25 protein-coding genes are annotated in these 26879 nt (G+C 44.0%); 19 read left to right on the top strand and 6 right to left on the bottom strand.

The features are described 5' to 3' along the window. Positions 1 to 45 precede the first annotated feature (45 nt). From thpR to A8F94_RS06095, 4 genes are all read left to right on the top strand, one after another. Positions 46 to 573 carry an RNA 2',3'-cyclic phosphodiesterase gene (gene thpR / locus A8F94_RS06110; RefSeq protein WP_066196981.1) on the top strand — a complete coding sequence of 176 codons (528 nt, stop codon included), beginning with the start codon at positions 46 to 48 and terminating at the stop codon, positions 571 to 573. A 74-nt stretch (positions 574 to 647) separates the two neighbouring features. After that, positions 648 to 1631, top strand: coding sequence for a diacylglycerol/lipid kinase family protein (locus tag A8F94_RS06105; RefSeq protein ID WP_077247569.1), 984 nt, complete (start codon positions 648 to 650; stop codon positions 1629 to 1631). Beyond that, complete coding sequence (gene pulA / locus A8F94_RS06100) at positions 1618 to 3759, top strand: type I pullulanase (protein WP_066196978.1); 2142 nt, start codon at positions 1618 to 1620, stop codon at positions 3757 to 3759. Before A8F94_RS06105 ends, pulA begins: the two co-directional genes overlap by 14 nt. A 408-nt stretch (positions 3760 to 4167) precedes the next feature. Beyond that, positions 4168 to 4953: a phosphotransferase family protein gene (locus A8F94_RS06095; RefSeq protein WP_066196976.1), complete on the top strand. Its 786-nt coding sequence runs from the start codon at positions 4168 to 4170 to the stop codon at positions 4951 to 4953. On the opposite strand, the gene A8F94_RS06090 is transcribed toward A8F94_RS06095, so the two are convergent. After that, positions 4939 to 5226 (bottom strand): YtzH-like family protein, encoded by a 288-nt coding sequence (locus A8F94_RS06090; RefSeq protein WP_066196975.1) that lies wholly within the window; start codon positions 5224 to 5226, stop codon positions 4939 to 4941. The genes A8F94_RS06095 and A8F94_RS06090 overlap by 15 nt on opposite strands. 257 nt (positions 5227 to 5483) lie before the next feature. Between A8F94_RS06090 and trmB the strand changes: the two genes are divergently transcribed. Further along, complete coding sequence (gene trmB, locus A8F94_RS06085) at positions 5484 to 6125, top strand: tRNA (guanosine(46)-N7)-methyltransferase TrmB (RefSeq protein WP_066196973.1); 642 nt, start codon at positions 5484 to 5486, stop codon at positions 6123 to 6125. A gap of 155 nt (positions 6126 to 6280) precedes the next feature. Further along, positions 6281 to 7123, top strand: a complete 843-nt coding sequence (locus A8F94_RS06080) for a YtnP family quorum-quenching lactonase (RefSeq protein ID WP_066196970.1) — start codon at positions 6281 to 6283, stop codon at positions 7121 to 7123. Positions 7124 to 7231: 108 nt separating this feature from the next. On the opposite strand, the gene A8F94_RS06075 is transcribed toward A8F94_RS06080, so the two are convergent. After that, the gene (locus tag A8F94_RS06075; RefSeq protein ID WP_066196968.1) at positions 7232 to 7552 is read right to left on the bottom strand and encodes a peptidase M4; all 321 of its coding nucleotides are present in this window, start codon (positions 7550 to 7552) and stop codon (positions 7232 to 7234) included. 196 nt (positions 7553 to 7748) lie between these two features. Between A8F94_RS06075 and A8F94_RS06070 the strand changes: the two genes are divergently transcribed. The 7 genes from A8F94_RS06070 to murC all read left to right on the top strand — a co-directional run bounded on the left by A8F94_RS06070 (position 7749) and on the right by murC (position 16717). Beyond that, positions 7749 to 8822, top strand: coding sequence for a M42 family metallopeptidase (locus A8F94_RS06070; RefSeq protein ID WP_066196966.1), 1074 nt, complete (start codon positions 7749 to 7751; stop codon positions 8820 to 8822). 285 nt (positions 8823 to 9107) lie between these two features. Beyond that, the gene (locus A8F94_RS06065; protein WP_066196964.1) at positions 9108 to 9629 is read left to right on the top strand and encodes a DUF84 family protein; all 522 of its coding nucleotides are present in this window, start codon (positions 9108 to 9110) and stop codon (positions 9627 to 9629) included. 287 nt (positions 9630 to 9916) lie between these two features. Continuing rightward, on the top strand, positions 9917 to 10432 hold the full coding sequence (locus tag A8F94_RS06060) for a hypothetical protein (RefSeq protein WP_066196963.1): 516 nt from the start codon (positions 9917 to 9919) through the stop codon (positions 10430 to 10432). A gap of 242 nt (positions 10433 to 10674) precedes the next feature. Beyond that, positions 10675 to 10989: a thioredoxin family protein gene (locus A8F94_RS06055; RefSeq protein WP_066196961.1), complete on the top strand. Its 315-nt coding sequence runs from the start codon at positions 10675 to 10677 to the stop codon at positions 10987 to 10989. A 117-nt stretch (positions 10990 to 11106) separates the two neighbouring features. Continuing rightward, complete coding sequence (locus A8F94_RS06050; RefSeq protein ID WP_066197313.1) at positions 11107 to 11904, top strand: DUF1444 domain-containing protein; 798 nt, start codon at positions 11107 to 11109, stop codon at positions 11902 to 11904. 154 nt (positions 11905 to 12058) lie between these two features. Continuing rightward, positions 12059 to 15139, top strand: coding sequence for a DNA translocase FtsK (locus A8F94_RS06045; RefSeq protein ID WP_175384358.1), 3081 nt, complete (start codon positions 12059 to 12061; stop codon positions 15137 to 15139). Between the two features lie 276 nt (positions 15140 to 15415). Continuing rightward, positions 15416 to 16717 (top strand): UDP-N-acetylmuramate--L-alanine ligase, encoded by a 1302-nt coding sequence (murC, locus tag A8F94_RS06040; RefSeq protein ID WP_066196959.1) that lies wholly within the window; start codon positions 15416 to 15418, stop codon positions 16715 to 16717. A 133-nt stretch (positions 16718 to 16850) separates the two neighbouring features. Here the strand turns inward: murC and A8F94_RS06035 are convergent, their stop codons facing one another. Then, on the bottom strand, positions 16851 to 17966 hold the full coding sequence (locus tag A8F94_RS06035) for an aminopeptidase (RefSeq protein WP_066196957.1): 1116 nt from the start codon (positions 17964 to 17966) through the stop codon (positions 16851 to 16853). A gap of 265 nt (positions 17967 to 18231) precedes the next feature. Here A8F94_RS06035 and A8F94_RS06030 point away from each other — a divergent pair, with 265 nt between their 5' ends. From A8F94_RS06030 to ccpA, 5 genes are all read left to right on the top strand, one after another. Beyond that, positions 18232 to 18705 (top strand): DUF948 domain-containing protein, encoded by a 474-nt coding sequence (locus A8F94_RS06030; RefSeq protein ID WP_066196955.1) that lies wholly within the window; start codon positions 18232 to 18234, stop codon positions 18703 to 18705. 21 nt (positions 18706 to 18726) lie between these two features. Next, positions 18727 to 19224, top strand: coding sequence for a YtxH domain-containing protein (locus A8F94_RS06025; RefSeq protein ID WP_066196953.1), 498 nt, complete (start codon positions 18727 to 18729; stop codon positions 19222 to 19224). 97 nt (positions 19225 to 19321) lie between these two features. Continuing rightward, on the top strand, positions 19322 to 19645 hold the full coding sequence (ytxJ, locus tag A8F94_RS06020; protein WP_066196951.1) for a bacillithiol system redox-active protein YtxJ: 324 nt from the start codon (positions 19322 to 19324) through the stop codon (positions 19643 to 19645). Between the two features lie 347 nt (positions 19646 to 19992). Continuing rightward, entirely contained in the window at positions 19993 to 21063 is a 1071-nt protein-coding gene (locus tag A8F94_RS06015; protein WP_066196948.1) for a bifunctional 3-deoxy-7-phosphoheptulonate synthase/chorismate mutase, read from the top strand. A 198-nt stretch (positions 21064 to 21261) separates the two neighbouring features. Beyond that, positions 21262 to 22260, top strand: coding sequence for a catabolite control protein A (gene ccpA / locus A8F94_RS06010; RefSeq protein ID WP_066196946.1), 999 nt, complete (start codon positions 21262 to 21264; stop codon positions 22258 to 22260). A 66-nt stretch (positions 22261 to 22326) separates the two neighbouring features. Here the strand turns inward: ccpA and A8F94_RS06005 are convergent, their stop codons facing one another. From A8F94_RS06005 to A8F94_RS05995, 3 genes are read right to left on the bottom strand one after another with little or no spacing between them, the layout of a single operon-like run. Further along, positions 22327 to 23502: an acetoin utilization protein AcuC gene (locus tag A8F94_RS06005; RefSeq protein WP_066196944.1), complete on the bottom strand. Its 1176-nt coding sequence runs from the start codon at positions 23500 to 23502 to the stop codon at positions 22327 to 22329. Beyond that, positions 23499 to 24146 (bottom strand): acetoin utilization AcuB family protein, encoded by a 648-nt coding sequence (locus tag A8F94_RS06000; protein WP_066196942.1) that lies wholly within the window; start codon positions 24144 to 24146, stop codon positions 23499 to 23501. Before A8F94_RS06000 ends, A8F94_RS06005 begins: the two co-directional genes overlap by 4 nt. A 12-nt stretch (positions 24147 to 24158) precedes the next feature. Then, positions 24159 to 24791: a GNAT family N-acetyltransferase gene (locus A8F94_RS05995; RefSeq protein ID WP_066196940.1), complete on the bottom strand. Its 633-nt coding sequence runs from the start codon at positions 24789 to 24791 to the stop codon at positions 24159 to 24161. 174 nt (positions 24792 to 24965) lie between these two features. Here A8F94_RS05995 and acsA point away from each other — a divergent pair, with 174 nt between their 5' ends. Beyond that, positions 24966 to 26684, top strand: a complete 1719-nt coding sequence (gene acsA / locus A8F94_RS05990; RefSeq protein WP_066196938.1) for an acetate--CoA ligase — start codon at positions 24966 to 24968, stop codon at positions 26682 to 26684. Positions 26685 to 26879: the final 195 nt, after the last annotated feature.

Raw genomic sequence — 26879 nt, 5'->3', positions numbered from 1 at the left:
TTTCCCATTGATTTTTTGTTAATATAAATCTAAAGGAGTAGAAAAATGAGCCATTATTTTTTTGCAGCCAAATTGCCTTCAGCATTGAAAGAAACAATGAATGACGAGATGGCAGGGCTAAAGGATATCTATCCTTTCAAGCGCTGGGTACATCATGAAGATTTGCATATAACGCTGGCTTTTTTGGGCCATGCTCCGGAAGACAAGCTGGATCGTGCAAAGAAGCTTGTCAAACATGCGATTCAACATGTTGAATCTTTTCAGCTTACGGTAGGCGGGCTTGGTACATTTGGGCGGAAAGACCAGCCAAGGATTTTATGGGCCGGGGTTTCCGAGAGCAGCGAATTAAGAGAATTGCGTAAACGTGTCTTCAAAGCATGTGAAGAGGCAGGTTTTCAATTGGAAACAAGGCCTTTTTCCCCGCATGTGACGTTGGCCCGCAATTGGGAAGGAGAGCGCCCATTCCAAAAGGCGGATAGGTCCCTAAAATCTTATGACTTTATAGTAGAGGAAGCAGTTCTGTACAGAACAAATATGGAAAAAACGCCGAAGTACGAACCCGTTGAAATCTAATCTCTTACACAAACATAAATATAAATATAAATAACCTCGGGACCATGCTTCGGTTATGGATAGGGGAAATCTGAGTGGAGATAAGAAAATATTATTTTATCGTAAACCCGAAAGCGGGCAATGGAAAATGCATTAAAAAGTGGAGAAAACTTGAGGAGAGGCTATTATCCCTCCAAGTGCATTATAAAGTTTACTATAGTAAATGGCCCGGGCATGCTATGGAACTAGCAAAGAAGATTGCCGAAGATCATGCAGGTAAACCAATCGTACTAATTGCTGTTGGCGGTGACGGAACGGCACATGAGGTACTGAATGGGATAGGCACCCACCCATCGATTACTTTTAGCTTTATACCTGGAGGTTCAGGGAATGATTTTTCGCGTGGTTTTTCTCTCCCCCGTGAAGCTGGTGCTGCGCTTGACGACCTAATTGGCAAATCGGCTCAGGATGCAGAAGTATTCGATTGTGGAAGGGTGTCATTTCCTGATAGCAGGAATCGGCTGTTTATTAACAATATGGGAGTCGGCTTTGATGCGCTTGTGTCGCGAAAGGCAAATGAGTCACGCATGAAGGCATTGTTTAACCGCTTGTCACTAGGGAGGCTTGTTTATGTTTATATTCTTTTGAAAGAACTTACTTCCTATAAGCTGAAAACAATTGAATTAACAATAGACGGAAATAGGCATATATATGAACAAACATGGTTTGTTACTGTCTCAAACCAGCCTTTTTATGGCGGAGGGATGATTATTTCACCAGCAGCCGACACAAGTGATGGCATTCTTGATATTACAGTGGTCCATCGGCTTTCCCGGGCCAAGCTTTTGCTTGTGTTTATGAGTGTGTTCTGGGGGAAACATATATACTTTAAAGAAGTACATACCTTTAAGGGCAGGAATATTGCAATCTCCTCTTCTTCACCTGTTGATGTCCATACAGATGGAGAATATATCGGCAGGACCCAACTTGCGAATGCAAGGGTTTTGCCAGGGGCTTTCAAAATCCTGTCCAAGTTAAGAGAACAGTTAATTGGTGGTGAGGCAAATGGCTTTAGTTAATCGTGATTTTGAGGCATATCTGGACGCAATGAATGAAATAACCATCTTGCTTCCTATCGCCTTTCGTGAAGCAGTTTCTGACATATTCACCCTAACCAATGAAGTGGTTGATCTTCCTTTGGATGTAGTGAATACCGAGGAAATAGAAAGTGGTTTCAGGCTTGCATGTAAATTTGATGGAGAATATGAATTTGGTACCGATTATGTTGTAAGGGGCAGTAACGGGTTAAAAACAGATGTGCAAATGGGTGCTGTTGTCCGCACAGCTGAATTCGATGCGAAGTTTTTTTACGATGGCAATGATTTGGGTTCCTCTTGCAAGAATGGAAGTACAACCTTTAAAGTGTGGGCGCCAACTGCTGTCCAAGTGAAGGTTAAGCTTTTCCCCCCGGGTGGGAAGTATTTTGAGCTTATAAAGATGTCAAGGGGTGAAAAGGGTGTATGGTCAATTGAACTGGACCGGGACCTGGAACTATACCGATACACGTATATGATTCTAGTTGATCAAGTATGGAGGGAGGCGGTTGACCCGTATGCAGTCGCAGCCGCACCAAATACAACACATGGAGTTGTCGCCAAGCTTGAAAATACGATTGTTGATAGAGTTTCCCTTCCTCCATTCACCCATCCGGTTGACTCAATCATTTATGAAGCCCATGTGCGTGATTTTACAATCCATCCGGAAAGCGGTGCCGTTCATAAGGGTCTTTATATCGGTGCTTGCGAAGTGGATACAGCAGGTTCGGACGGAAAGCCGACCGGCCTGTCCTATTTAAAGGAATTGGGTATTACGCACGTCGAATTCCTCCCATTCAATGACTTTGCGGGGATAAATGAATTAGGGGAACAGAAGGAATATAATTGGGGCTACAATCCGCTCCTCTTTAATGTTCCGGAAGGCAGTTACTCAACAGATCCGTCAAATCCTTATAAACGAATAACAGAATTAAAGCAAATGATTGAAGGTTTTCACTCCGAGGGATTAAGGATCATCATGGATGTAGTATATAATCATGTCTATATCCGCGAACAATCGTCATTTGAGAAAATAGTGCCTGGTTATTATTTCAGGTACCATTCCGATGGAAAGCCATCTGACGGAACGGGTGTTGGCAATGATATCGCCTCTGAAAGACTAATGGCCAGGAAATACATCCATGACTCTGTCAGGTTTTGGGTCGAAGAATATAATATCGATGGAATCCGGATGGATTTGATGGGAATTCATGACGTTGAAACCGTGACTGGAATCCGCTCCCTATGTGAAACTCTTAAGCCAGGAATGGTCATTATCGGAGAAGGATGGGACCTGAATACCCCGCTTCCTGCCTCAGAAAAAGCTAACCAGCGCAATCAGCATAAATTGGCGAATATTGGACAATTCAATGACCAGTTCCGTGACTCGATAAAGGGCAGCACCTTTAATCTTTATGAACGCGGATATGCTCTTGGCAATGGAACGTATACTTACCAAGCCAAGGAGGTTCTTGCAGGAAGCATTGGCCATTTCAACGGCGGGAAAGGCCTTTTTACAGAGCCAATTCAATCTGTAAATTATGTTGAGGCCCATGACAATCATACACTTTGGGATAAGCTTGAAGCCTGCCTAGATGGCTCAGGGGAATTGTTAAAAATGAAGTGCCACAGGTTTGCAACAAGCCTGGTCCTGCTTGCCCAGGGAATACCATTCCTTCATAGCGGCCAGGAATTTTTCAGGACAAAGAATGGAATAGGGAACAGCTACAAGGAGCCTGACGAAGTGAATCAGCTCGACTGGGAACGAAAAGTTAGATATTCGGACAATATCCGTTATATTAAAGGGATTGTTGAAATCAGGAAGCAGCTGGACTGTTTTAGGCTGAGAAGCGCGGCTGAAATCAATGCAAACATGAAGGATTTAGGACTGCAGCATCCGCTAATTGGTTTTCGCTATTCTAGTGCGAAGGGCATGGATGCCATACTAATTATGAATCCTACAGTATTTATTCATCATATTCCGCTTCCAGATGGAGAATGGAATGTCCTTGCAGATGATCTTCAAGCCGGAATAGCCCCCTTGAGGACAATTGGACAAGGGGGAAACGCTGTTTTAGAGCCAGTCAGCTTGATGGTTTTAGTGAAAAAATAGCTTGGAAAGTGTTTTTCTGCTTTTTGCTCTTGACGAAAAATGGCGAATGGCGCTAAAATTTATAGGATAGCTATTGTAAGAAGCTTACAGTAGCTGTCTTTTTTACTTTAACAAATAAACGCACTCTTCTTTTTGAATGAGTGTTCTAGCTGTGCGTCACACATCCCATGCTACCTTAGGTTTCTGGCTGTGATAAGCCATATTGTTTTGCTTACCTAGCCCATTATTAAAAGAAACCACTAAGTACTTTGCGATGTATATCGGGACGCACATGCTTTTCAATCGACCTCCGATTTCCACTAGACCCGGGCACCGGCGTTAAGAACCAATTCGCGTACCCTGCCCATCAAATAAGGACTGCAATCGCGGACAGCGAAGACGTTACGGACATAGTGTAGGTGACCTGTTTTGGAATATATATTAGGGAATGAATGGGAAATAGTCCCGGCCGGGGGCGCAACAGGCAAAGCTTTTTATGCTGAACATAAAGAGCAAAAGCTTTTTTTGAAGCGCAATTCATCGCCATTTCTGGCCGTGTTATCCGCCGAGGGGATTGCACCCAAGCTGGTTTGGACAAAAAGGCTTGAAAACGGTGATGTGATAACGGCCCAGCAATGGAAGAATGGCAGGGAATTAAAGCCCGAAGAAATGGGGCAGGAACGTGTCGCTAAGCTGCTCAAGAAAATCCATAGCTCAGAGCCGCTGCTCTCAATGCTAGTCAGGCTGGGAAAAAAACCTGTAGTTCCGGAGAAATTGTTTGACAACCTATTGGCCAGCCTTGATCAGGATGTTGCCGACATACCTGAAGTGAAAGAAGGCTTGCTGTTTTTAAAAAGGGAAATTGGGAATATCCAATACTCTGAACATGTGGTTTGCCATAGTGATGTAAACCATAATAACTGGCTGCTGGGGGAAGACAGCCAGTTATACCTGATAGATTGGGACGGGGCGACAGTTGGCGACCCGGCAATTGATTTGGGGATGCTTCTTTATTCGTATGTGCCCAAGGAAGATTGGGAGTCCTGGCTTGGCCGCTATGGAATGGAGCTGACGTCCAGCCTGGCACTTCGGATGAAATGGTATGTTTGTGCCGAGGCAATTTCAACCGTTCAATGGCTCAAGGATAAGGAAGATCAGGACACTGAAAGGCAAAAGTGGCTCAAATTTTTAGATGAACAGCTAAAGCTGTCCTGAAATTTGGTCGATGTCATTCACCCAGTTTGAAAGCTGCCCCTGGTGGGACTGGATATGCGCATCGAGATTCGCGCTTTGGGCGCCATGCTGCCCATATTCATAAATGTCCTGCAATATCCCTTTTACATTCTTGTTAATTCCTGTATGGGCCATTAATGACTTGACCAGTCTTTCAACTTGCTCACACTCAGCGACGGAACCGCAGCAATCGGTTTGGTGATTGTTCAATATATCTTTGAGGACAGATGCCTGATCCTTGCTGTTCAATGGCATTTGAATCATCCTTTCGATTTAGGTGTGAATAATTGGGAATCCATAACTTAGGTTGTGGATTCCCATGTTTGTTTATTCAAGCCTGAATATGGCAGGCTGCTTGCTATGAACAGGCTGTTCATGATATCTTTTAAACCGAGTGAATTTTTTTGACCGTGAAACCTAGCCTTGGCAGGGCAACCGAAGTCCCTGCCTGCCATCAGTGGGGATGAACAGAACCCCACTGATAGAAGGTTCACTTTATGAGGAGTGCGACTATGAGATTTCGTAATAAACCGTGGGCCGGGGAGAAAATCCGGCAGTATCCCCAGTATGTTGTTCAGGAGCCGGAAGAACATAAGGGGAAATGGAATGAGTTATTTGGAAATGACAATCCATTGCATATTGAGGTCGGAACTGGAAAGGGCAGATTTATTACTGGCATGGCTAATGCGAACCCAAACATCAATTACCTCGGAATTGAGCTTCACGAGGGCGTAATTGTAACAGCTCTGGATCGGATTATTGAGGCAGAGCTGCCGAATGTAAAGCTTCTTAATGTCAATGCTGCTGATTTGCTTTCAATTTTTGCAAAAGGTGACGTCGATAGGCTCTATCTTAACTTTTCAGACCCATGGCCAAAAACCCGTCATGCAAAAAGACGGCTAACGTATAAAAGTTTCCTGTCACTTTATGAGCAAATTCTTGTTGATGGCGGTGAGATTCATTTTAAAACCGATAATCAGGGGCTTTTTGAATATTCGCTTGTGAGCTTTTCAGAATATGGCATGCTTTTGAAATTTGTCAGCCTTGATTTGCATAACAGTGATTTTGAAGGAAACATCATGACCGAGTATGAAGAAAAGTTTTCCGAAAAAGGAAGCAGGATATTCCGTTGCGAGGTCCAATATCGGAAATAATGTGTAAGGCATTCTCTCCAAGGGGAATGCCTTTTTAATGTTTCTAATCAGAAAAATTTGGTAGAATAGTGAAAGCACTAAATGGGCATAGCCCTGTTTTCGATACTCCGGGAAACAGCTGCATTTTCCCGGCAGTCCAATAAGGAGGGGAAACAATGGAGCGCTTGAAAATTGGTGAACTTGAACTTGCCTGGTTAAAAGGCGGGGTTACCCATATGGATGGCGGAGCAATGTTTGGGGTCGTTCCGAAACCGTTATGGGAAAAGAAATATCCATGCAATGAAAGGAACCAGATTGAACTGCGATCAGATCCAATCCTGATTCAATATGAAGGGAAAAACTACTTAATTGAATCCGGCATGGGTAATGGCAAACTGACGGATAAGCAAAAACGGAACTATGGCGCAACCGAGGAATCCCAGCTTGAATCAGACCTGGCTGAATTTGGGTTAGGTTTTGGCGATATCGACTATGTCCTTATGACACACCTTCATTTCGACCATGCGTGCGGGCTGACAAAGGTTGACGCTGATGGAACTTATTTATCCGCTTTCCCAAATGCAAAAATCATTACCTCGAAGGTTGAATGGAATGAAATGAAAGAGCCGAATGTCCGCTCAAGGAATACATACTGGAAAGAGAACTGGGAAGCAATCCAAGGCCAGGTTGAGACATTTGAGAAGGAATGGAAACATGGCCCGTTCACAATGGTCCATACTGGCGGACACAGTGATGGACATTCGATTATTCTGATAGAAAATGGAGGCGAACTCGCTATCCATATGGCCGATATCATGCCTACTCATGCCCATCTCAATCCACTCTGGGTTTTGGCATATGACGATTATCCAATGGATTCAATTCCAGCGAAGCAAAAATGGATTAAACATGGAAAGGAAAACGGAGCCTGGTTTACCTTCTACCATGACGCTTTTTATCGAGCGGTGAAATGGGATGCTGATGGAAATGCAGTCAGTGAAATTAAGAGGGAAAGATAAAGTGAAAGCTACCTGTGCTTCTACGATTCTTGAGGTGAGGGTCTTACAGCCCGTAAATGAGGGGTAAAAAGTGAGACTGGCTGCAGGGCCAGTCTCACTCTGTCTAAATTATAGTTTTACTACTTCAAGGATTGTTCCGGTAGTGGCGTCCGAAACAAATTCAAACTGTTCTCCTGTATCGCTGCTGTTGGGATTCTGCCTTGTAATGCCACCGCGGTAAACCCGGTATTCAATTCCATTTTTCTCAAAAGGCAGTGCTTCCATATGAATCCATGAACCGCTTATAGGGCCAGATGCCTTAAATTGGTTTCTCGCATGCGATAGAACCTTTTGTGCTGAAACATCCCTGTTTTCCAAAATAGCTTCGTTCACAGCATATGCCGCGGCAGCTCCAGCTGCAGCTCCCAACAAGAAAGCTTTCCAATTCATACGTATCGCCTCTCCTTGAAATAAAATTCGGGTCAATATCATTTCAAGTATATCGTAGAATGGTGAAAGAACCTAATGCGAAAATGCAGGATGTAGCATTTAGAGTTAAATTTCTGTACTATTACCTGTATACATATTTAAGAAGCAATCAGATTTTTAACTGGTAACACTATAGCTTGAAGGGAGTCGGACATTTATGAATGAAAAAACACTTGATCTTTTTAAAACATTGACAGAATTGCCAGGTGCCCCGGGGAACGAGCATGCAGTCCGCAAGTATATGAGGGAACGCCTTGCTCCTAACTCAGATGAAATCATTCAGGATAACCTTGGCAGCATTTTCGGAGTCAGAAAAGGCAAGGATGAAGACCCGAAAATTATGGTTGCCGGCCATATGGATGAAGTCGGCTTCATGGTCACGGCCATTACCCCAAATGGAATGCTGCGGTTCCAGCCGCTCGGGGGATGGTGGAGCCAGGTACTGCTTGCCCAGCGTGTCCAAATCATAACGGATAACGGCCCTGTCATCGGTGTAATTGGTTCAATCCCTCCACATCTGCTCGATGATGCAAAGCGAAATAAGCCGATGGAAATAAAAAACATGCTCATAGATATTGGTGCAGATGATAAAGCAGATGCCGAAAAGGCTGGAATCCGGCCTGGCCAGGCGATTTTGCCAATCTGCGAGTTTACTCCAATGGCAAATCCAAAGAAAATCATGGCCAAAGCTTGGGATAACCGCTACGGCTGCGGGCTGGCAATCGAATTACTGGAGGAAGTCAGCGGCGTGGAGCTTCCGAACACGCTTTATTCCGGGGCTACTGTTCAGGAAGAAGTCGGCCTTCGCGGTGCGCAGACGGCTGCGAACATGATTAAGCCGGATTTATTCCTTGCCCTTGATGCAAGCCCGGCCAATGATGCATCAGGCAACAAGGAAGAGTTTGGACAGCTTGGCAAGGGCACCCTTCTCAGGATTCTTGACAGGTCGATGGTTACCCACCGCGGGATGAGAGAGTTCATTCTCGATACTGCAGAAACTAACAATATCCCGTATCAATACTTCGTCTCCCCAGGAGGCACCGACGCTGGGCGGGTCCATACTTCCCTTGAAGGTATTCCGAGCGCCGTTATTGGGATTTGCGCGCGTTACATCCATACACACGCATCGATTATGCATGTGGATGATTATGCTGCCGCTAAAGAACTGCTTGTTCGGCTCGTCAAGGCATTCGACAAAACGACAGTAGAAACGATTAAATCAAATAGTTAATGATTTTTCCGGCTTTTAATTCAAGTCTAGCCTTCACCGCCTTTGGCCGTGAAGGCTTTTGGTATAGGTTTAAGGAAATGCAATAAAACCAAATTACATTAGGAACGTTTTGGCTTCTAAAAACATGTAAAACCTAGCCAATGAATCGTATTGGGAACATTTTGCCTGCAAACAGCATGTGAAATGTAACCAATAAAGCGTATTGATAACATTTTGGCTAAAAAGATCATGCGAAATGGAACCAATAGATGTTTTTTAACTTTAGTTAAAAGTGGAGGAGAGAATGTGAGAGTAATCATTGGATCAGAAAATCCCGCAAAGGTATCAGCGGTACAAAATGTGTTTCAAGAATTCGGAGATGTAGAATTTGTACAATTGAACGTCCCTTCCGGTGTTTCCCCCCAGCCTTTTTCGGATGAGGAAACAATTGAAGGTGCTATCAATAGAGCGACTCAAGCATTTGAGCAAGGCGACATAGGGATTGGGCTTGAGGGAGGGGTGCAGATGACAAAGTATGGACTTTTCCTTTGCAATTGGGGTGCCCTGGCAGAGCAAGGCCAGCCGCCTCTTGTTGCCGGGGGAGCGAGACTCCTGCTTCCCGACGAGGTGGCAGGAAAGCTGCTGGCAGGGAAAGAGCTAGGCCCTGTTATGGACGAGTATACGAAAAAGAGAAATATCCGGAAAAATGAAGGAGCGGTTGGAATTTTCAGTAATGGTCAAGTAGACAGGGCCGCTATGTTTACTCACATAGTCAAGCTGTTATACGGGCAATATTCTTATAGAAAGGGTAGTTACAAAACCTCTTAAAATTCCTGTGGATTGGACTTGTGTTCGCTTTTGGTTTTAGTATTAGTTTGTCCTGTTATTTTTCTGTATTACAGATTTAAGCGGATTTTGTCCCGATTAGTTGAAAAGTATCCGAATCCAAATGTCTAAAAAAGGTATTAAAGACATCGAAAAGGAAGGCTTGTCACTCAGAATCAATGGGAGTATGATAAAGAGGAATCATAATTTGTCGGCTGGAGTGCAAAATTCGACTTTTTCCTATTAAGGCAAAATCCGAATTGGCGGGTCCTGCCGGGAGGGAAAAAGAGATGAAAAGAATACTCAGTACGCTTTTACTCTTGACGGTGTCGTTGGTTCTAGGTGCCTGCGGAGGACCTTCCTTTGAAGAAGAAAGTAAGAAAGCCATTACGGAAGCGAAAACTTCTTTTGAGGAAAAAAAGGAAGAGACGAATCAGGAAACAGAAGAGATTGCATTTTATTTGCCTTTTGGGTTTGAAGTTGAGGACGTGAAGCCAAACAATATCATTTTAAAAAATGGCGCAAAGACGTATATCCTATTTTATAATCCGCATGAGAATAAAGAAAGTAGAGTCGTTTATGAAGCGACAACTGCCCAATACAATAATCCAGATGTCAATGAAGAGTTTAATGGCGAAGGAAAATTTGGATATCTTTTGATCAAACAGCTGGAAGAAGGGCTCAATTCACTGACAACCGGAATTGGTGGAGTGAAGGTGTCTACGGAAACAAAAACCGGAAGCTTGGATGATGAAGCCAGAGAGATGATGCGGATTGCTAATTCAGTCGAATTGAATAAAAAGTGAAACAGGGATGGCCTAAAACTTTGGGCCATTCTTTTTTATGGGAAATTTGGCCGGCTTTGCAAATTTCAATCATTCAGCAATGATGCCTCTTTCATGTTATGCCGGAAAAATCTAAGGTTTGCTGGCACTTATATTGGGGAAAAATATTGTTCAGTACATGGCGGGCGTTTAATTAGACCAACCAGCCCAGCCTTGTTATGATGGATGTAACGAAAGACATGTGGCAAACAGGAGGAATAATGATGATACACCTGGAATCTATGGAACAATTTGAAGAACTAAAGAACACAGGCAAACATGTTTTTATGTTTTCTGCTGACTGGTGCCCGGATTGCCGGGTAATCGAGCCGGTTATGCCTGATATTGAAGGGCAGTTTAAGGATTTTACATTTGTCCATGTTGATCGGGATAAATTCATTGATCTATGCCAACAGCTTGATGTATACGGTATCCCAAGCTTTATTGGATATGAAAACGGTAAGGAACTTGGACGTTTTGTGAGCAAGGACAGGAAAACCCCAGAGGAAATTACAGGTTTTATGACTGGCCTTCGTTAATGGACAATCTTCCATCTCTGCACGAGATGGATTTTTTTTCGTTAATTACCAGAATTATATACATTTAGTGGAATTTAATAGGAAAAGAATATTGGATGGAGGTTTTGTAAATTGAAGATGGACAGCAGGAAAATGCGCAAAATTTTTGAGGAAAGGCTCGCTAAGCCTGGCAGGAAGTTTATATACGACAGAGATAAAGAGGATTTGAGGATTGAGCATGAAGCGAGCGGTAAAGGGATTACCGTATCGATTGGCGGAATTGTGGCTAAATGGCATGAACGGAAAGAAGCGGCAATTGAAGAAGCGATTTATTACATAGAGGAAGGCCTGGAGGCAATGGCTGGAGAGAGGCCTATTGAGGGAGAGATGAAGAAGGTTTTTCCTATCATTCGATCGGCATCCTTCCCAACAGAGCCAGAGGAAGGAAACCCGTTCCTTTTCGATGAGCATACCGCGGAAACGAGAATTTATTATGCATACGATATGGGAAATACCTATAGGCTTATAGATAAAAGGCTTTTACAAAAAGAAGGATGGGATCCTGGCCAAATCAGGGAAGTGGCCATGTTCAATGTCCGCTCACTTCCGATACCTTTGAAGGAGGACAAAGTGGCAGGCAACATCTTTTATTTTATAAATACAAATGATGGATACGATGCCAGCCGAATCTTGAATAAGGGATTTCTCGTTGAAATGCAGACGAAAATTGCCGGAACAATGGCATTGGCGGTTCCGCATCAGGATGTACTTATAATTGCGGATATACGGAATGATACAGGCTATGATGTACTTGCACAAATGGCAATGGGCTTTTTTGCTGCAGGCAAGACTCCTGTCACTGCTCTTTCCTTTTTATTTGAGAACGGGGAACTTGAACCAATCTTTATCCTTGGAAAAAATCGGTCTCAAAAGTAGGGCCATGTGAATTTTACTGCCGAATTCTCTCAGGGCCACTGTAGGTCAAAAGTCTGAATCGGATTGTTTTTCGCTATAATTCGATAAATATTGTCGAACTTTTTCGGAATCCTGTTAAAATGATAAAGAAGAATGCCGAGAAAGAGTGATTGATTTGAGTTTATTAAAAAGTTTGTACAGCATGTTCCAGGGAAGCCAGGAAGAGGACGCTCAGGACGATACTATACATAAAAACCAGGACTCTTCCAATTATGGAAGGAATAAAGAAACTATCGCTCGAGTTGCGTATGAGTACCCAAAAGGGAACTTCCGTTTCCCATTGATACCAGACCAAAATTCAAGCAGAAAGACAGAACGGCCTGTCCAAAAACAACATCCAATTGTGCAAAAACCTGTCAAGGAAACGAAAATAGAGCCTGTCTCCAAGGAACGTCCCGCCAAAAAGGTTAGGCCGTTCACTCCTACGGAAATACCATCACCTGTGTTTGGATATTCACGTTCTAAAAAAGGAGAGCCGATTGAGTATGAACTGAACGGATTTCTTACGGCGGATGAAGTCGAATTCCTGGCTCAAGCTCATCATGATAGTACTGAAGTCGCTTTGGAAACTGTTTCTGTTATGGAGTCCCATTCAGAAAATGGGGAATCCGTTGTAGATGATGAAATGGATCAGTCGGTTGAGTTTGAAGCAGTTAAAGATCACATCTTTACAGAGGATCCGGTTAGTCATCCAGCCGTAAATGTTGTTGAAAAACTTGTTTCAAATGGTAGCAATGAGAACATTCACGATAATATCGAGGAACTAAAAATTGAGAACAGTGACGAAACCGAAAATCTAGATGCAGATGAGCCTGTTCAAACAGTAGAATTTGAAGAGGAAGCAGCCGCAGAGTGGGAGACTTCAGCAATAACAGTATATGATTTAGAATTGGTCCAGGAGGCAGAAGAGGTTCAAAGCCTGCCAACAGGCGCCTTCGCAGCCCTGGATACGGGGGCTCCAGAAGCAACCCCAACTGTTTTAGAAATGGTCCAGGAACCCGAAGAGGTTCAAAGCCTGTTAACAGGCGCCTCCTCAGTCCTGAAGAAGGAAGCTCCAGCAGCAACCGCAACTAATTTAGAAATGACCCAGGAAACAGAAGAGGTTCAAAGTCTGCCCACTGGTACTGACGCAGTCCAGGAGATAGAAGTTGAAGCTGTAACCCCAACTGTTTTAGAAATTGCTCAGGAAATAGAAGAGGTTCAAAGCCTGCCAAATGGCACAGACGAAGTTCAGGAGAAGGAAGCTGAATCCGTAACCCCAAATGTAATAGAAGCGGCCCAGAAGGCAGAATTGATAATTGAAGATGCCGAGCTGCCAGGGGAACGACAGTCTGGCTTCTTACCCCCACAAAATCAGGAACATGAACTGAAACCTATAGTAGTGGATTTACTTCCTGAAGAGAAACAAGAAGTAGCCAGCATTGAAACTGAGACTCAAAAGAAAGATACAGAACGCCCTAAAAGACGGTCCCATTTGCCATTTAATGTTTTGATGCTCAAGCAGGATAGAGAAAAACTGGGACAGCAGCAAAAACCAGTTTTTAATCCCCTTTTTAGAAAAGATCCTTCAAAACCGGCTCCTACTGAGAACCAAGTGAAACAAGAGAGTAAGAGTAGTGGTAGTACTCCGGTTAAACAAGAAGGTAAGATTCTGGCAGATACTTCCGTCAAACAGGCTGATAGCGCGCCGATAGCGGAGAGTAAACTTATATCAGATAACTCAGTCAAACAGGATTTACAAGAAGATGGAATGACAGAGATTTCGGACAATATGGCCTATCGTTTTCCAGACATTGATCTTCTCGACCCTCCCATCCATGAAGAGGAGGATCCGGCCTGGCTTGAATCACGAAGAGAAATGCTTGAGCAGACACTTCACAATTTCAATGTCGGAGCATCGGTTGTCAATGTAACGCAAGGACCGTCGGTGACTAGATTTGAAGTCCACCCAGACCCAGGGGTAAAAGTAAATAAAGTAACCAATCTATCGGATGATATTAAATTAAGCCTGGCTGCACGAGATATACGGATCGAGGCTCCAATCCCAGGCAAGCATACCATTGGGATTGAAGTGCCGAACCCAAAATCCCGGCCTGTCATGATCAGGGAAATTATCGACAGCAATACTTTTATGGAGAAAGACTCCCCGTTGACGGCAGTATTGGGTCTTGATATTTCCGGAAATCCGATTGTTACTGATTTGAAGAAAATGCCGCACGGATTAATAGCCGGAGCCACCGGATCAGGGAAAAGTGTCTGCATTAATTCACTTCTGGTCAGCCTTCTTTATAAGGCTAGCCCGGATGATTTGAAATTATTGCTGATTGACCCTAAGATGGTAGAATTGGCTCCTTACAATCGAATTCCCCATCTTGTCAGTCCCGTCATTACCGATGTTAAGGCTGCTACTGCAGCTCTAAAATGGGCTGTCGAAGAGATGGAAAGGCGCTATGAATTGTTTGCGCATGCTGGTGTCAGAGAAATCACTCGCTACAATGACCTTGCCATGCAAACAAAACGCTATGCTGAAAAGCTGCCATTCATTGTTATTGTCATTGATGAGTTGGCGGATTTGATGATGATGTCGCCAGCAGATGTCGAAGAGGCGATTTGCCGGATTGCCCAAAAGGCGAGGGCGTGCGGCATCCATTTAATCATAGCCACACAAAGGCCATCGGTCGATGTCATCACCGGCCTAATTAAGGCAAATGTCCCGACACGTATTGCTTTCTCCGTCTCTTCGCAAGTTGATTCGAGAACGATTATTGATATTGGCGGAGCTGAAAAGCTGCTTGGACGCGGGGATATGCTGTTCCTGGAAAATGGATCCTCAAAGCCAGTCCGGCTCCAAGGCACATTTGTTACGGATGATGAGATTGATAAGGTTGCTTCTTTTACTAGAGGGCAAAGGAGCCCGAATTATTTATTCGAACAGGAAGAATTATTAAAGAAGGCACAGGTTACCGAGGAAGAAGATGAATTGTTTCTTGAAGCATGTGAATTCGTGGTTGGGCAGGGAGGAGCATCAACATCCAGCCTGCAAAGAAGGTTCAAGGTTGGCTATAACCGGGCCGCCCGTTTGATTGATATGATGGAAGAGGCAGGATATATATCAGGGGCCAGAGGGTCCAAGCCAAGGGACGTACTGATTACGGAGACTGAACTTGAAACGCTCCATGACTTGGGGCGCCGCTAGGCAGAGGTGCTGGTTTAACAAAAATTGGTTTTTTTGTAGTATTGTTTACGGTTCTGGGTAAATACTTAGAGTACTAGATGGGATATAAAGAGTAAATATTGCTTGCATTGCTGTATTGCTTTAGAGCGTTCGTTCATTAGTGTTTACCCGTCAAACGTGTTATAATTCAAAAATACATTGTCATATGTGGAAGACAGTTGGATTTTTTTCCAATTAGCAATTAATTTTAGGTGTCATATACTGTGTAACAGAAGATGTTTGGTGGAGGTTCTTTATATGACTATTTACCATTTTGTAGGTATCAAGGGGTCCGGAATGAGTGCTCTTGCACAAGTTCTCCATGATATGAATTATGAAGTGCAGGGCTCTGATGTCGAAAAGAGGTTTTTTACTCAGCAGGCCCTTGAGGAATCAGGAATAAAGATCCTTCCTTTTCAAAAAGAAAATATTAAACCTGGAATGGTTGTCATTGCCGGGAATGCGTTTCCCGATACGCATGAAGAAATAATGGAAGCAGTGAGGCAGGGCAACGAGGTGATTCGCTATCACCGTTTCCTGGGTGAATTCATGAAGAAGTTCATCAGTGTTGGAGTCACCGGCGCCCATGGGAAAACATCAACAACCGGCCTGCTTGCTCACGTCATGAAAGGGGCAGAGCCTACTTCCTACCTGATTGGCGATGGTACAGGCAAGGGGGAACAGGATGCTTCTTATTTTGTTTTTGAAGCCTGTGAGTATAGAAGGCATTTTCTCTCGTACTATCCTGATTATGCAATCATGACCAATATTGATTTTGATCATCCTGATTATTTTGCAAATATTGAAGATGTTTTTTCTGCATTTCAGGAAATGGCTGTGCAGGTTAACAAAGGCATCATTGCCTGTGGCGATGATGAACAATTGCAAAAAATACAGGCGAAAGTACCGGTCGTCTTTTATGGTTTTGGGGAAGATAATGATTTCCAGGCTCGCAATATCGTAAAAAGCCCGGAGGGAACAACTTTCGATGTGTTTGTCCGTAACACCTTTTTTGAGACATTCTCAATTCCTTCGTACGGCGACCATAATATTTTGAACTCTCTTTCAGTTATTGCACTATGCCATTATGAGGGAATCGATGTCAATAAGGTCAAGGATCAGTTGAAAACGTTCGAAGGTGTTAAGCGAAGATTCACAGAGAAGAAGCTTGGCAGCCAGATTGTGATTGATGATTACGCTCATCATCCTACAGAAATAAGGGCAACCATTGATGCAGCCAGGCAAAAATTCCCTGACAGGGAAATAGTCGCTGTATTCCAGCCTCATACTTTTACTAGAACCCAGGCGTTTCTCCAGGAATTCGCAGACAGCCTGAGTCTGGCTGATAAAGTATATTTATGTGATATTTTCGGGTCTGCCCGGGAAAACCATGGCAAGCTTTCGATAAAAGACTTGGAAAATAAAATTGGCGGTGCCGAGGTACTGACTGAAGAACGAACTGAAGTCCTCCAGGGCCATGAAGACGGCGTGATTATCTTCATGGGTGCAGGAGATATCCAGAAATTCCAGGACGCCTATGAAAAAGCGTATACTGCCTAAAAGAACTTAAGTATTGAAAAAGCGAAAAAAGGATGCGGGCTTTCCCTGCATCCTTTTTGTATGCTTTATCCCGCATTAACGGGCAGTAAAATTCAGTGGGGGATAAAAATTCCCCACTGATAGCAGTTTCACTTTATTTTAGATTTTCCGGATTCAGAACCTCTAGTTCAGGCAGCACAAAGCGGCCATCCTTGCGAATCAGCACATCGTCAAAGTAGATTTCACCGCCGCCGTATTCCGGGCGCTGAATGTTTACCATGTCCCAATGGATATTGGAGTGATTTCCATTATAGGCGTCCTCATAGCTTTGTCCAGGTGTAAAATGGAAGCTTCCATCAATTTTTTCATCAAACAGGATATCCTGCATTGGATTTTGGATATACGGGTTAACGCCTATAGCGAATTCGCCAACATATCGTGCACCTTCATCCGTATCAAAAATCTTGTTGATGCGCTCGGTGTCGTTGGAAGCAGCTTCAACAATCTTGCCATCTTTAAACGTGAGTTTAACATTTTCAAACGTAAAGCCCTGATATGGAGATGGTGTATTATAAGTAATAACGCCATTTACCGAGTCACGTACCGGCGCGGTATAAACCTCGCCATCAGGAATATTCATCTGGCCAGCACACTTAATGGCAGGAATATCTTTAATTGAGAATGTCAGGTCTGTTCCAGGCCCCGTCAAACGGACTTTATCGGTTTTATTCATCAGCTCGACCAGACTGTCCATTGCTTTATCCATTTTGCTGTAATCCAGATTACATACGTTGAAATAGAAGTCCTCGAAAGCTTCTGTACTCATTTTTGCAAGCTGGGCCATGGAAGAAGTCGGATATCGAAGGACGACCCACTTTGTTTTCGGGACCCTGATTTCCCGATGGACTTTCTTGCCAATCGTATTGCCGTGAATTTTCATTTTTTCGTCCGGAACATCAGCGTGTTCACTAATGTTATCGCCCGAACGCAAGCCTATGTATGCATCCATTTCCTTCATGACCGCTGCTTCAAAGTCTGCAATCATACCGAAGTTTTCTTCCTGTGCGCCCATCAGCAGCGCGCGGTCAACCTGGTGATCCTTTAGAAGAACAAACGGGTATCCTCCCGCTGCATATGCTTCTTTTACAAGTGCTGTTACAAGCTCGCGTTGAAGGCCAAAGTTTTCAATCAATACCTTTTCACCTTTTTGCAGGCGGACGGAATAATTGATTAAGTTCCTGGCGAGTGTTTCAATTCTTGGGTCTTTCATTGTCTTTACCTCCAAATAATAAAAATAGAATAATTCCCTTGGACAGACCATTTTCGACCTGTGGCGCGGGCGCTTTTGCTTTTACTATTCCAAATTCTAGTTTAACCGAAAAGTGGTGGAAAGTTTAAAATTTGGTTTGAAGATTAAAAACTTTTGTTTCTTTGAAGGAAAAAAATTAGTTTTAGGGAAATAATAATATAACCAGCTGTTTATGGTTTTTTGGTATGGGTAAAAGTAATTGTAGATTAACGGAGGTGTGAAACAGATGGAAATTATCCTTTATTTGAGTGTAGCGGTTATCGCTATAGCATTTTTTGTCCTTGTAATCTATTTATCAAAGACATTAAAATCGCTCCAAATCACTCTTGAGAGTGTTTCAAAGACACTCGTGGGGCTTGAACGCCAGCTTGACGGAGTCACCAAGGAGACAGCAGTACTGCTGCATAAAACAAATGCGCTTGCGGATGATATCCATAAAAAGTCCGAAAGCCTCAATACTGTTGTTGAAGCAGTTAAAAACGTTGGGACATCCGTCAATAAATTCAATCAGTCGGTCCAGACCATTGTTGGATCGGTTGACAGGCAAATTGACCAAAATAAGGACAAGATTTCACAAGTGGTTCAGTGGAGCAATGTGCTTCTTGAATTAAAGGACAAATGGAAAGCCAGGAAACAGGCAGCAGCTACTACTTCAGTCCAGCGAGAGTTGCTTGAACCCCGCACAGACCGCGGGAATTAATAATAAGGGAGGATTTGTAAAATGGCAGGCAGGGACAATGAATTGAAGGATTATGAAGAAAAGAACCTTACATCAAAGGATTTCATCACAGGTGCCGTAATCGGCGGACTGATTGGTGCGGCGGCAGCTTTATTCCTCGCACCAAAATCCGGGCGTGAACTTAGGGAAACAGTAACAGGCCAGGCTACCGCACTGAAAGACAGAACAGTCCAGATGAAAGATACAGTCGTGGAAAAGACCGGCGAATTAACCAACCTGACAAAGGAAAAAACCTCTTCCTTAACCCAGGCAGTCACTCAGCAATCAACCAATCTTATGGGTAAAATCAAGGGAAATGATTCAACTGGAGATTCTGTCAATGCAACTGAAGAACCAGCTGTAGAGACAGAGTATATTGCGCTTGAAACATCCAATAAGCCTTTTGAGGAATTGACCTTGGCAGATGATGCTGAAGTCCGTGAAAAACTGGAGGAAGTCAAGGAAGAGCTGGACGAAGAAGAAAACAAATACAACGGGTAACAGCTCAAAGCTGATCACTTGATAAGCAGGGCGGTGAAGTGATACTATTGCTTCACCGTTTTGCATGAAGGAAAACAAAGAGAAGGGGAATCTCATAATGATCAATACTCTTGAATCAATTGAACAATTTGAGGAAATCGTTCAAAAGGAACCAAAAGTCATGATACTGAAACATAGCAGTACTTGCCCGATTTCACATGAGGCTTTTGAGGAATACGGCGAGTTTGCAGGTGGCGAAAAAGTTCCGGCCTGGATGCTGATTGTCCAGGAAGCCCGTCCGCTATCCAATCACATTGCCGAAACTTACGGGATCAAGCATGAGTCCCCGCAAGCAATTCTTTTTTCAAATGGGCAGCCTGTCTGGAACGCTTCCCACTGGAAAATAACCAAAAAAAATCTGGATGAAGCACTATCTGAATAACCATTAAAAGCAGAACTCGCCGAATGGCGGGTTTTCTTTATATCCTGGCAAAAAGAAGTAAGCCAACAGGTTTAATCTCAATAACGCTTTTCCCCGTGATGTCAGGCACCGATTTTTTTAATCCCGTATATTAAATGTTTACGAAAACCAAGGAAAGAATAAGAGAAAAAGGCTAGAAGTTCAAACTACTGGTACTTTAGTGCTTAAAAGCGTTTAATCAATAAAGAAATAGTAGTGACAAAATTTTCGTAATAAAGTATAATATACCCTATTACCACTGAAACACAATATTTTAATATTGCCCAAATTATTGTTGACAGTCGGGCGACGAAAGGATGAAAACCGATATGAACGAATTGGATAAGTTGCGTTCGCGTATTGATGAACTAAACATGGACCTACTCAGAATTATTAGCGAGCGTGCCCAGCTGGCCCAGGAAATTGGCCGCGTAAAGGAAAATCAGGGAGTGTATCGGTTTGATCCTGTACGCGAACGAAAAATGCTTGATATCATTAAGCAAAAAAATGAAGGTCCTTTTGAAGATGCGACTATCGAGCATATCTTCAAGGAAATTTTCAAAGCAAGCTTGGAGCTGCAAAAGGATGACCATAGCAAAGACCTGCTCGTTTCAAGGAAAAAGCATCCTGAAAACACAATCGTTGAGGTAAATGGAGAACGAATTGGAGACGGTAAGCCTCACTTTGTTTTTGGTCCTTGTGCGGTCGAGTCTTATGAACAAGTTGCGGCAGTAGCGAAACATATGCAGCAAAAGGGACTGAAGCTTTTGCGCGGCGGTGCCTTTAAGCCGCGTACCTCTCCTTATGATTTCCAAGGCCTCGGCGTTGAAGGCCTAAAAATCCTGAAGCAGATTTCCAAGGAATACAATATGGCTGTCATCAGTGAAATTGTTAATCCTGCGGATATTGAAATGGCAGAAGAATATCTGGATGTCATTCAAATAGGCGCAAGGAATATGCAGAACTTTGAATTGCTTAAGGCAGCGGGTGCAGCAACAAAACCGATTTTACTAAAGCGTGGAATTTCAGCAACCATTGAGGAATTCATCAATGCTGCAGAATATATCATGTCACAGGGTAATGGCAATATTATTCTCTGCGAACGCGGCATCCGTACGTATGAAAAAGCAACAAGGAATACACTTGATATTACAGCTGTTCCAATTTTAAAACAGGAAACGCATCTTCCTGTCATGGTTGATGTGACCCATTCAACTGGCAGAAGGGATTTGCTGCTGCCAGCCGCCAAAGCTGCACTTGCGATAGGAGCAGATGGGGTAATGGCAGAAGTCCATCCGGACCCGGCTGTAGCCTTATCCGATTCCGCCCAGCAAATGAACCTCGAGCAGTTTGACAGTTTCCTATCAGAGATTATGGCTTCCAACCTTGTGCGCCAATAATCTTAAGAAATGCCTTCTGTCCCAGACAGAAGGCATTATTTTTGCAAAAAGTAAACAATGTTATTTGCAGCAATTCATCGGTTATCGTATGATTAGAAGCAACAAGTATGTATACTAACTCACATACATAAAAATGACTAGTGAAGCCAATTAGAGGCAAAATAAAAAAAAGGCCTGTTTTAAGGAGTGTTTACACGGATGAATATTACGATTTACGATGTTGCCCGCGAAGCGAATGTCTCGATGGCAACGGTTTCCAGGGTTGTGAACGGCAACCCGAATGTGAAACCAGCAACAAGAAAAAAGGTTATGGAAGTCATTGACAGGCTTGGCTATAGGCCAAATGCTGTAGCCAGGGGTCTTGCGAGCAAAAAGACAACAACGGTTGGAGTCATTATCCCGGACATTTCGAATATTTTTTATGCCGAGCTTGCCAGGGGTATTGAAGACATCGCAACTATGTACAAATACAATATTATTTTAAGTAACTCTGACCAGAATAAGGACAAGGAGCTTCACTTGCTGAATACGATGCTTGGAAAACAAGTGGATGGGATTGTTTTTATGGGCGGCAATATTACTGCTGAGCATGTGGAGGAATTCAAAAAATCCCCAGTGCCAATTGTACTGGCAGGATCATTGGAACAAACAAGGGAGATTCCTTCGGTTAATATTGATTATGAACAGGCCGTTTATGATGCTGTAACGGAATATATCGAGCGTGGGCATAAGCGGATTGGATTTGTCATTGGCCCTCTCCATGAGCCAAAGAACAGCGAGCTGAAGCTGAACGGATATAGGAGAGCTCTTGATGAAGCAGGCCTCCCATTTAACGAGGAGTATATTGTAGAAGGGGATTATACGTATGATTCCGGTGTTGAAGCCATCGAGAAGCTGATTGATGCTGATGAGAGGCCGACCGCGCTTCTTGTTGGTTCCGATGAAATGGCCCTCGGGGTTGTCCATGGCGCGCAGGATAAAGGCTTCAAGATACCTGAAGACTTTGAAGTCATTACTTCGGATAATACGAGACTGTCCCTGATGGTTCGCCCGCAGCTGACTACGCTAGTGCAGCCTTTATATGACATTGGTGCAGTAGCGATGCGCCTTTTGACTAAATATATGAATAAAGAAAAGGTCGATGAGCATATTGTCGTTCTTCCGCACCGCATCGAGGTAAGACATTCAACAAAATAATTGGAATTGAAATGCCCGGAGGCTGTACTCGCTCCGGGCATTTTAGTTTTTTACTTGAATTACTCGTTAAACTGACTCGGTCCTGGATGTATTTCTGATTGGATATAATGCCTTTTCAAGGGTCAGCCGATTCTTTTCGGTAATCTCGGCTTTTCTTGGAATCGGCTTATATAAATCAGGAGCATCTTCCCATGTTGACGGAAGCACCATCCCGGCTTTCTTCTCCCAAGCTTCAGTCCAGCCGGCAGGGAGATCCCCATCCGCAATTGAAGCTTTCCCGTTCATTTCAAGCCAAATAAGAGCCCAGGCCCGCGGGACGACTCTCCAGATATCATAGCCTCCGCCACCGACAGCGACCCATCTGCCATTGCAGTAACGATGTGCAATTTCATGGGCCAGCCTTGGGATTTCACGATAAATCTGCATCGTTCCGTATAAATGTGTTAATGGATCATAATAATGGGAATCTGCCCCATTCTGAGTCAGGATAATGTCGGGTTTAAAAAAATCCGCTACTTCTGTTAAAGCAGTTCTATAAACATGCAGCCAGGACTCGTCTTCAGTGAATGCATCTACGGGAATATTAAAAGAATAGCCATAGCCTTTTCCTTGTCCGCGTTCATTGATTGAGCCTGTACCAGGGAACAGGTATCTGCCGGTTTCATGTATGGATAGGGTGCAAACATTGGGATCATCATAGAATGACCATTGAACCCCGTCCCCGTGATGGGCGTCTGTATCAACATAAAGCACCCGTGCCTTATACTTTTCCTGCAAGTATTTGATTGCCACCGAGCTGTCATTATAAATGCAAAATCCCGAAGCCTTGCCCCTGAATCCATGATGGAGGCCTCCGCCAAGGTGTAATGCATGGGCGGCCTTCCCGGTCATAACCATATCCACTGCTTCAAGAGTACCTCCCACGATCATTGAGCTTGCTTCATGCATGCTTGGGAAGATGGGCGTATCCTCGGTTCCCAGTCCAAAATTCTCTGCCGTTTCTCCGCTAAGCAGGCCTTTTCCAGCCATTTTGACTGCATGGACATAGGATGGATCATGAATCAGGCATAACTCATCGTCTGTGGCCGGCCGGGGAGGGACGATTGAAGATTCATCCAAAGCACCGGCACGCCTTAACAAATCCATCGTTAATCGTATCCTGAACTGGTTGAAAGGGTGCTGGCCGCCAAAATTGTATTTCAGCAAATCATCCGAATAGATAAAGGCACAGGCGTCACTCATATCGGCATACCCGGAATGTTTGGCCATAAGACGTGATGTCCGGCGGCTTTCAGATCATGGATCAGGCCAACTGGATTCATCGTTTGGACTCGTATGACCAGTATTTTATAGGCTTCATCCTTTTTATCGGGGTACACTAGCACGCTTTGGATGTTTGCCTTCCGATTCCGGATCACATTGGCTACTTCCCAGAGAGTTCCTGATTTGTTTGGAACCTTTACTTCAATTTGAGAACCGGGTGTATGTGCTCCTGTCAGTTCCACAAGTGTATGGAGAAGATCCGTTTCAGTTACAATTCCGACAAGCCTGCTGTCCTGGATAACGGGCATGCAGCTAATATGATGCTCATAAAAGAGTGCGGCTGTCTCTTCAACAAAATCAAGGGGATGAGCCGTAATCACATTCTTTTTCATAATCGTTTCCAAAGGCTTTTGAAAATCTTCCGAATGCTCCTGCCTTCTAAAAATCGATGGAGTTGCATCGCGAATATCCCTGTCGGTCACAAGCCCGATTACATGCCTGTTCCCATCAACTATTGGAATATGGCGGATTTTGTAGTCTTCCATCAATTTGATGGCATCTGCAACTGTGTTAGCGGCCTGTAACGTGGCAACTTTTGTTTTCATGATTTCTTCGATAATCATCGTACTTCCCCCTTAGTACATAAAGCGGTTCATAAATCGAAGCTGATCGAATTTCTGGATCGATTCCGGCTTTACTCTTTTGCCGATTCTCGCCATAAGGCAATTGGCAGGATGGGAGCTGATTTCCGGATCATCGGTTGCGTACCACTCAAGACCCCCGGCATTCATCATCTTCTCCATGATCTTCCGGTACTCCCATACATTGAGGCCGGTTCCTTTTAGGTCCCAATGCCAGTAATATTCTGTCGTTATCGTAATGTAGTCCTCCATGGCATCATCCATCATTGATACTCTGAGAAGGTTTTTACCGACCGAATTCCCCCTGAAATCAGGGATAACTTCAATGGCTCCGAGCTCTATCAAATCCTCCATGTTTCCTTCTGACCATCGCTCGAGCGGGTCGGGATACAAATAGGTTACATACCCGACTATGGTATGGTTGTGCCTGGCAATGATAATACGCCCTTCTGGCAATGAAGCAATTTCTATCAGCGCCTTGTGCTGCTGGGCAGGCTGCCGAAAAGCTGTAAGATTTTCATGAAATTCATAGCCCGCTAGTTTCTCGGCAGAAATGGGCCCTTCAATGATGAGGTTTCCGTTTGCGGTTTTCAATTCTTTTGCATTATACGTTTTTACATGTTCCATTACGTCACCGCCTGCAAGCTTTGATAATAATTCTATTATACATAAAATCGTGATAGATAAAGCGCTTTCACTTAATTTTCTGTAAAAGGAGAGCTTATATAATATTTAAAAAATTGTGAATAGCATTCTTTTATACTATAATAATATAAACTCAATGAAGGGGGATAGTAATAAGTGAAAATGGAAGCGCTGCCAGTCATTCAAGGGGACTATAATCTGAAGGATTATCAGGAGGCCTATAAGAATTTTGACTGGAAAGAAACTGAAAAGGCATTTAGCTGGTATGAAACAGGCCTGGTGAATCTTGCACATGAAGCGATTGACCGCCATGCCGCCACTTTCCGCAAAAACAAAGTGGCCCTTTATTACAGGGACAATGAGCGGAATGAAAAGTACACCTTTAAGGAAATGAAGGACCTGTCCAACAAGGCTGCAAATGTATTGAAGACGTATGGGGATGTAGAAAAGGGGGACCGCGTCTTTATTTTCATGCCGCGCTCGCCTGAGCTGTATTTTGCAGTGCTTGGCGCAATCAAACTTGGGGCCATTGTCGGTCCGCTTTTTGAAGCGTTCATGGAGGGTGCTGTAAGGGATCGGCTTCAGGACAGCGAAGCAAAGGTGATTGTTACAACTCCAGAACTGCTAAACAGGGTTCCAGTCGATGAACTGCCTGCATTGAAGTACATATTTATTGTTGGGGACGGAGTTCAGGAAACCGATAAGGTTATTGATTTTAAAAAGAAATTTGCTGAAGCAGATAAAAATCTTAAGATTGAGTGGGTGGATAGGCAGGATGGGCTAATTCTCCATTATACTTCCGGCTCGACTGGAAAGCCGAAGGGAGTCCTGCATGTCCATAATGCGATGATCCAGCATTACCAGACCGGCCAATGGGTTCTTGACTTGAAAGAGGACGATGTATACTGGTGTACAGCCGACCCAGGCTGGGTAACCGGAACCTCCTATGGAATTTTCGGCCCTTGGCTTGCCGGGGTTTCAAATGTCATTGTTGGAGGCCGCTTCTCGCCGGATACCTGGTATAAGATGATTGAAGAGTTTGGAGTAACCGTTTGGTATAGCGCACCTACTGCGTTCAGGATGCTGATGGGGGCCGGGGATGAAATCGTCAAGAAGTATGACCTTTCAAGCCTTCGCCATGTGTTGAGTGTAGGTGAGCCGCTGAATCCCGAGGTCGTCAAATGGGGCATGAAGGTGTTCAACAAGCGTATCCATGATACATGGTGGATGACAGAGACTGGTGCCCAGCTGATTTGCAATTATCCATGTATGCCAATCAAACCAGGGTCAATGGGCAAGCCGCTGCCTGGCATCGAAGCAGCGATCATCGATGACCGGGGGGAAGAACTTCCTCCTTACCGAATGGGGAACCTGGCCATTAAAAGAGGCTGGCCATCAATGATGCATGCGATTTGGAACAATCCTCAAAAATACGAGTCGTATTTTATGCCGGGAGACTGGTATGTAACAGGCGACTCAGCCTATATGGATGAGGAAGGATATTTCTGGTTCCAGGGCCGTGTCGACGATGTGATTATGACATCAGGGGAAAGGGTTGGGCCTTTCGAAGTGGAAAGCAAACTCGTTGAACATCCAGCTGTAGCGGAGGCCGGGGTTATCGGGAAACCGGATCCTGTCCGGGGTGAAATCATCAAGGCGTTTGTTGCCCTCCGGGATGGCTATGAAGCAACGGAGGATTTAAAAGAAGAAATTCGCCAGTTTGTGAAAAAAGGGCTCGCTGCCCATGCAGCTCCAAGGGAAATCGATTTCCGCGACAAGCTTCCAAAAACTCGGAGCGGTAAAATCATGAGGCGCGTTCTAAAAGCCTGGGAGCTTGATCTTCCAACAGGCGACCTGTCAACAATGGAAGACTAATTAAAAGTTGAAGGTTTGAAAACTTGGCATTGCCAGAAAAAAAGAAACCGCATCGGATTCATCTCCAATGCGGTTTCTTTTTTGTTTACTGGCTTTATAGTGCCCAGCGGCAAGACGCCTGCAGGCCATACACGTTGAACAGGTGCTTGCGCTTATGTTCACGTCTAGCTCCAGCGCCTATCGCCTAGCAAACTT

The organism is Bacillus sp. FJAT-27225 (assembly GCF_001685025.1).
Lineage (GTDB): Bacteria > Bacillota > Bacilli > Bacillales > Cytobacillaceae > Bacillus_D.
The sequence above is the reverse complement of the archived record's forward strand: the minus strand, read 5'-3'. Positions and strand labels throughout refer to the sequence as shown.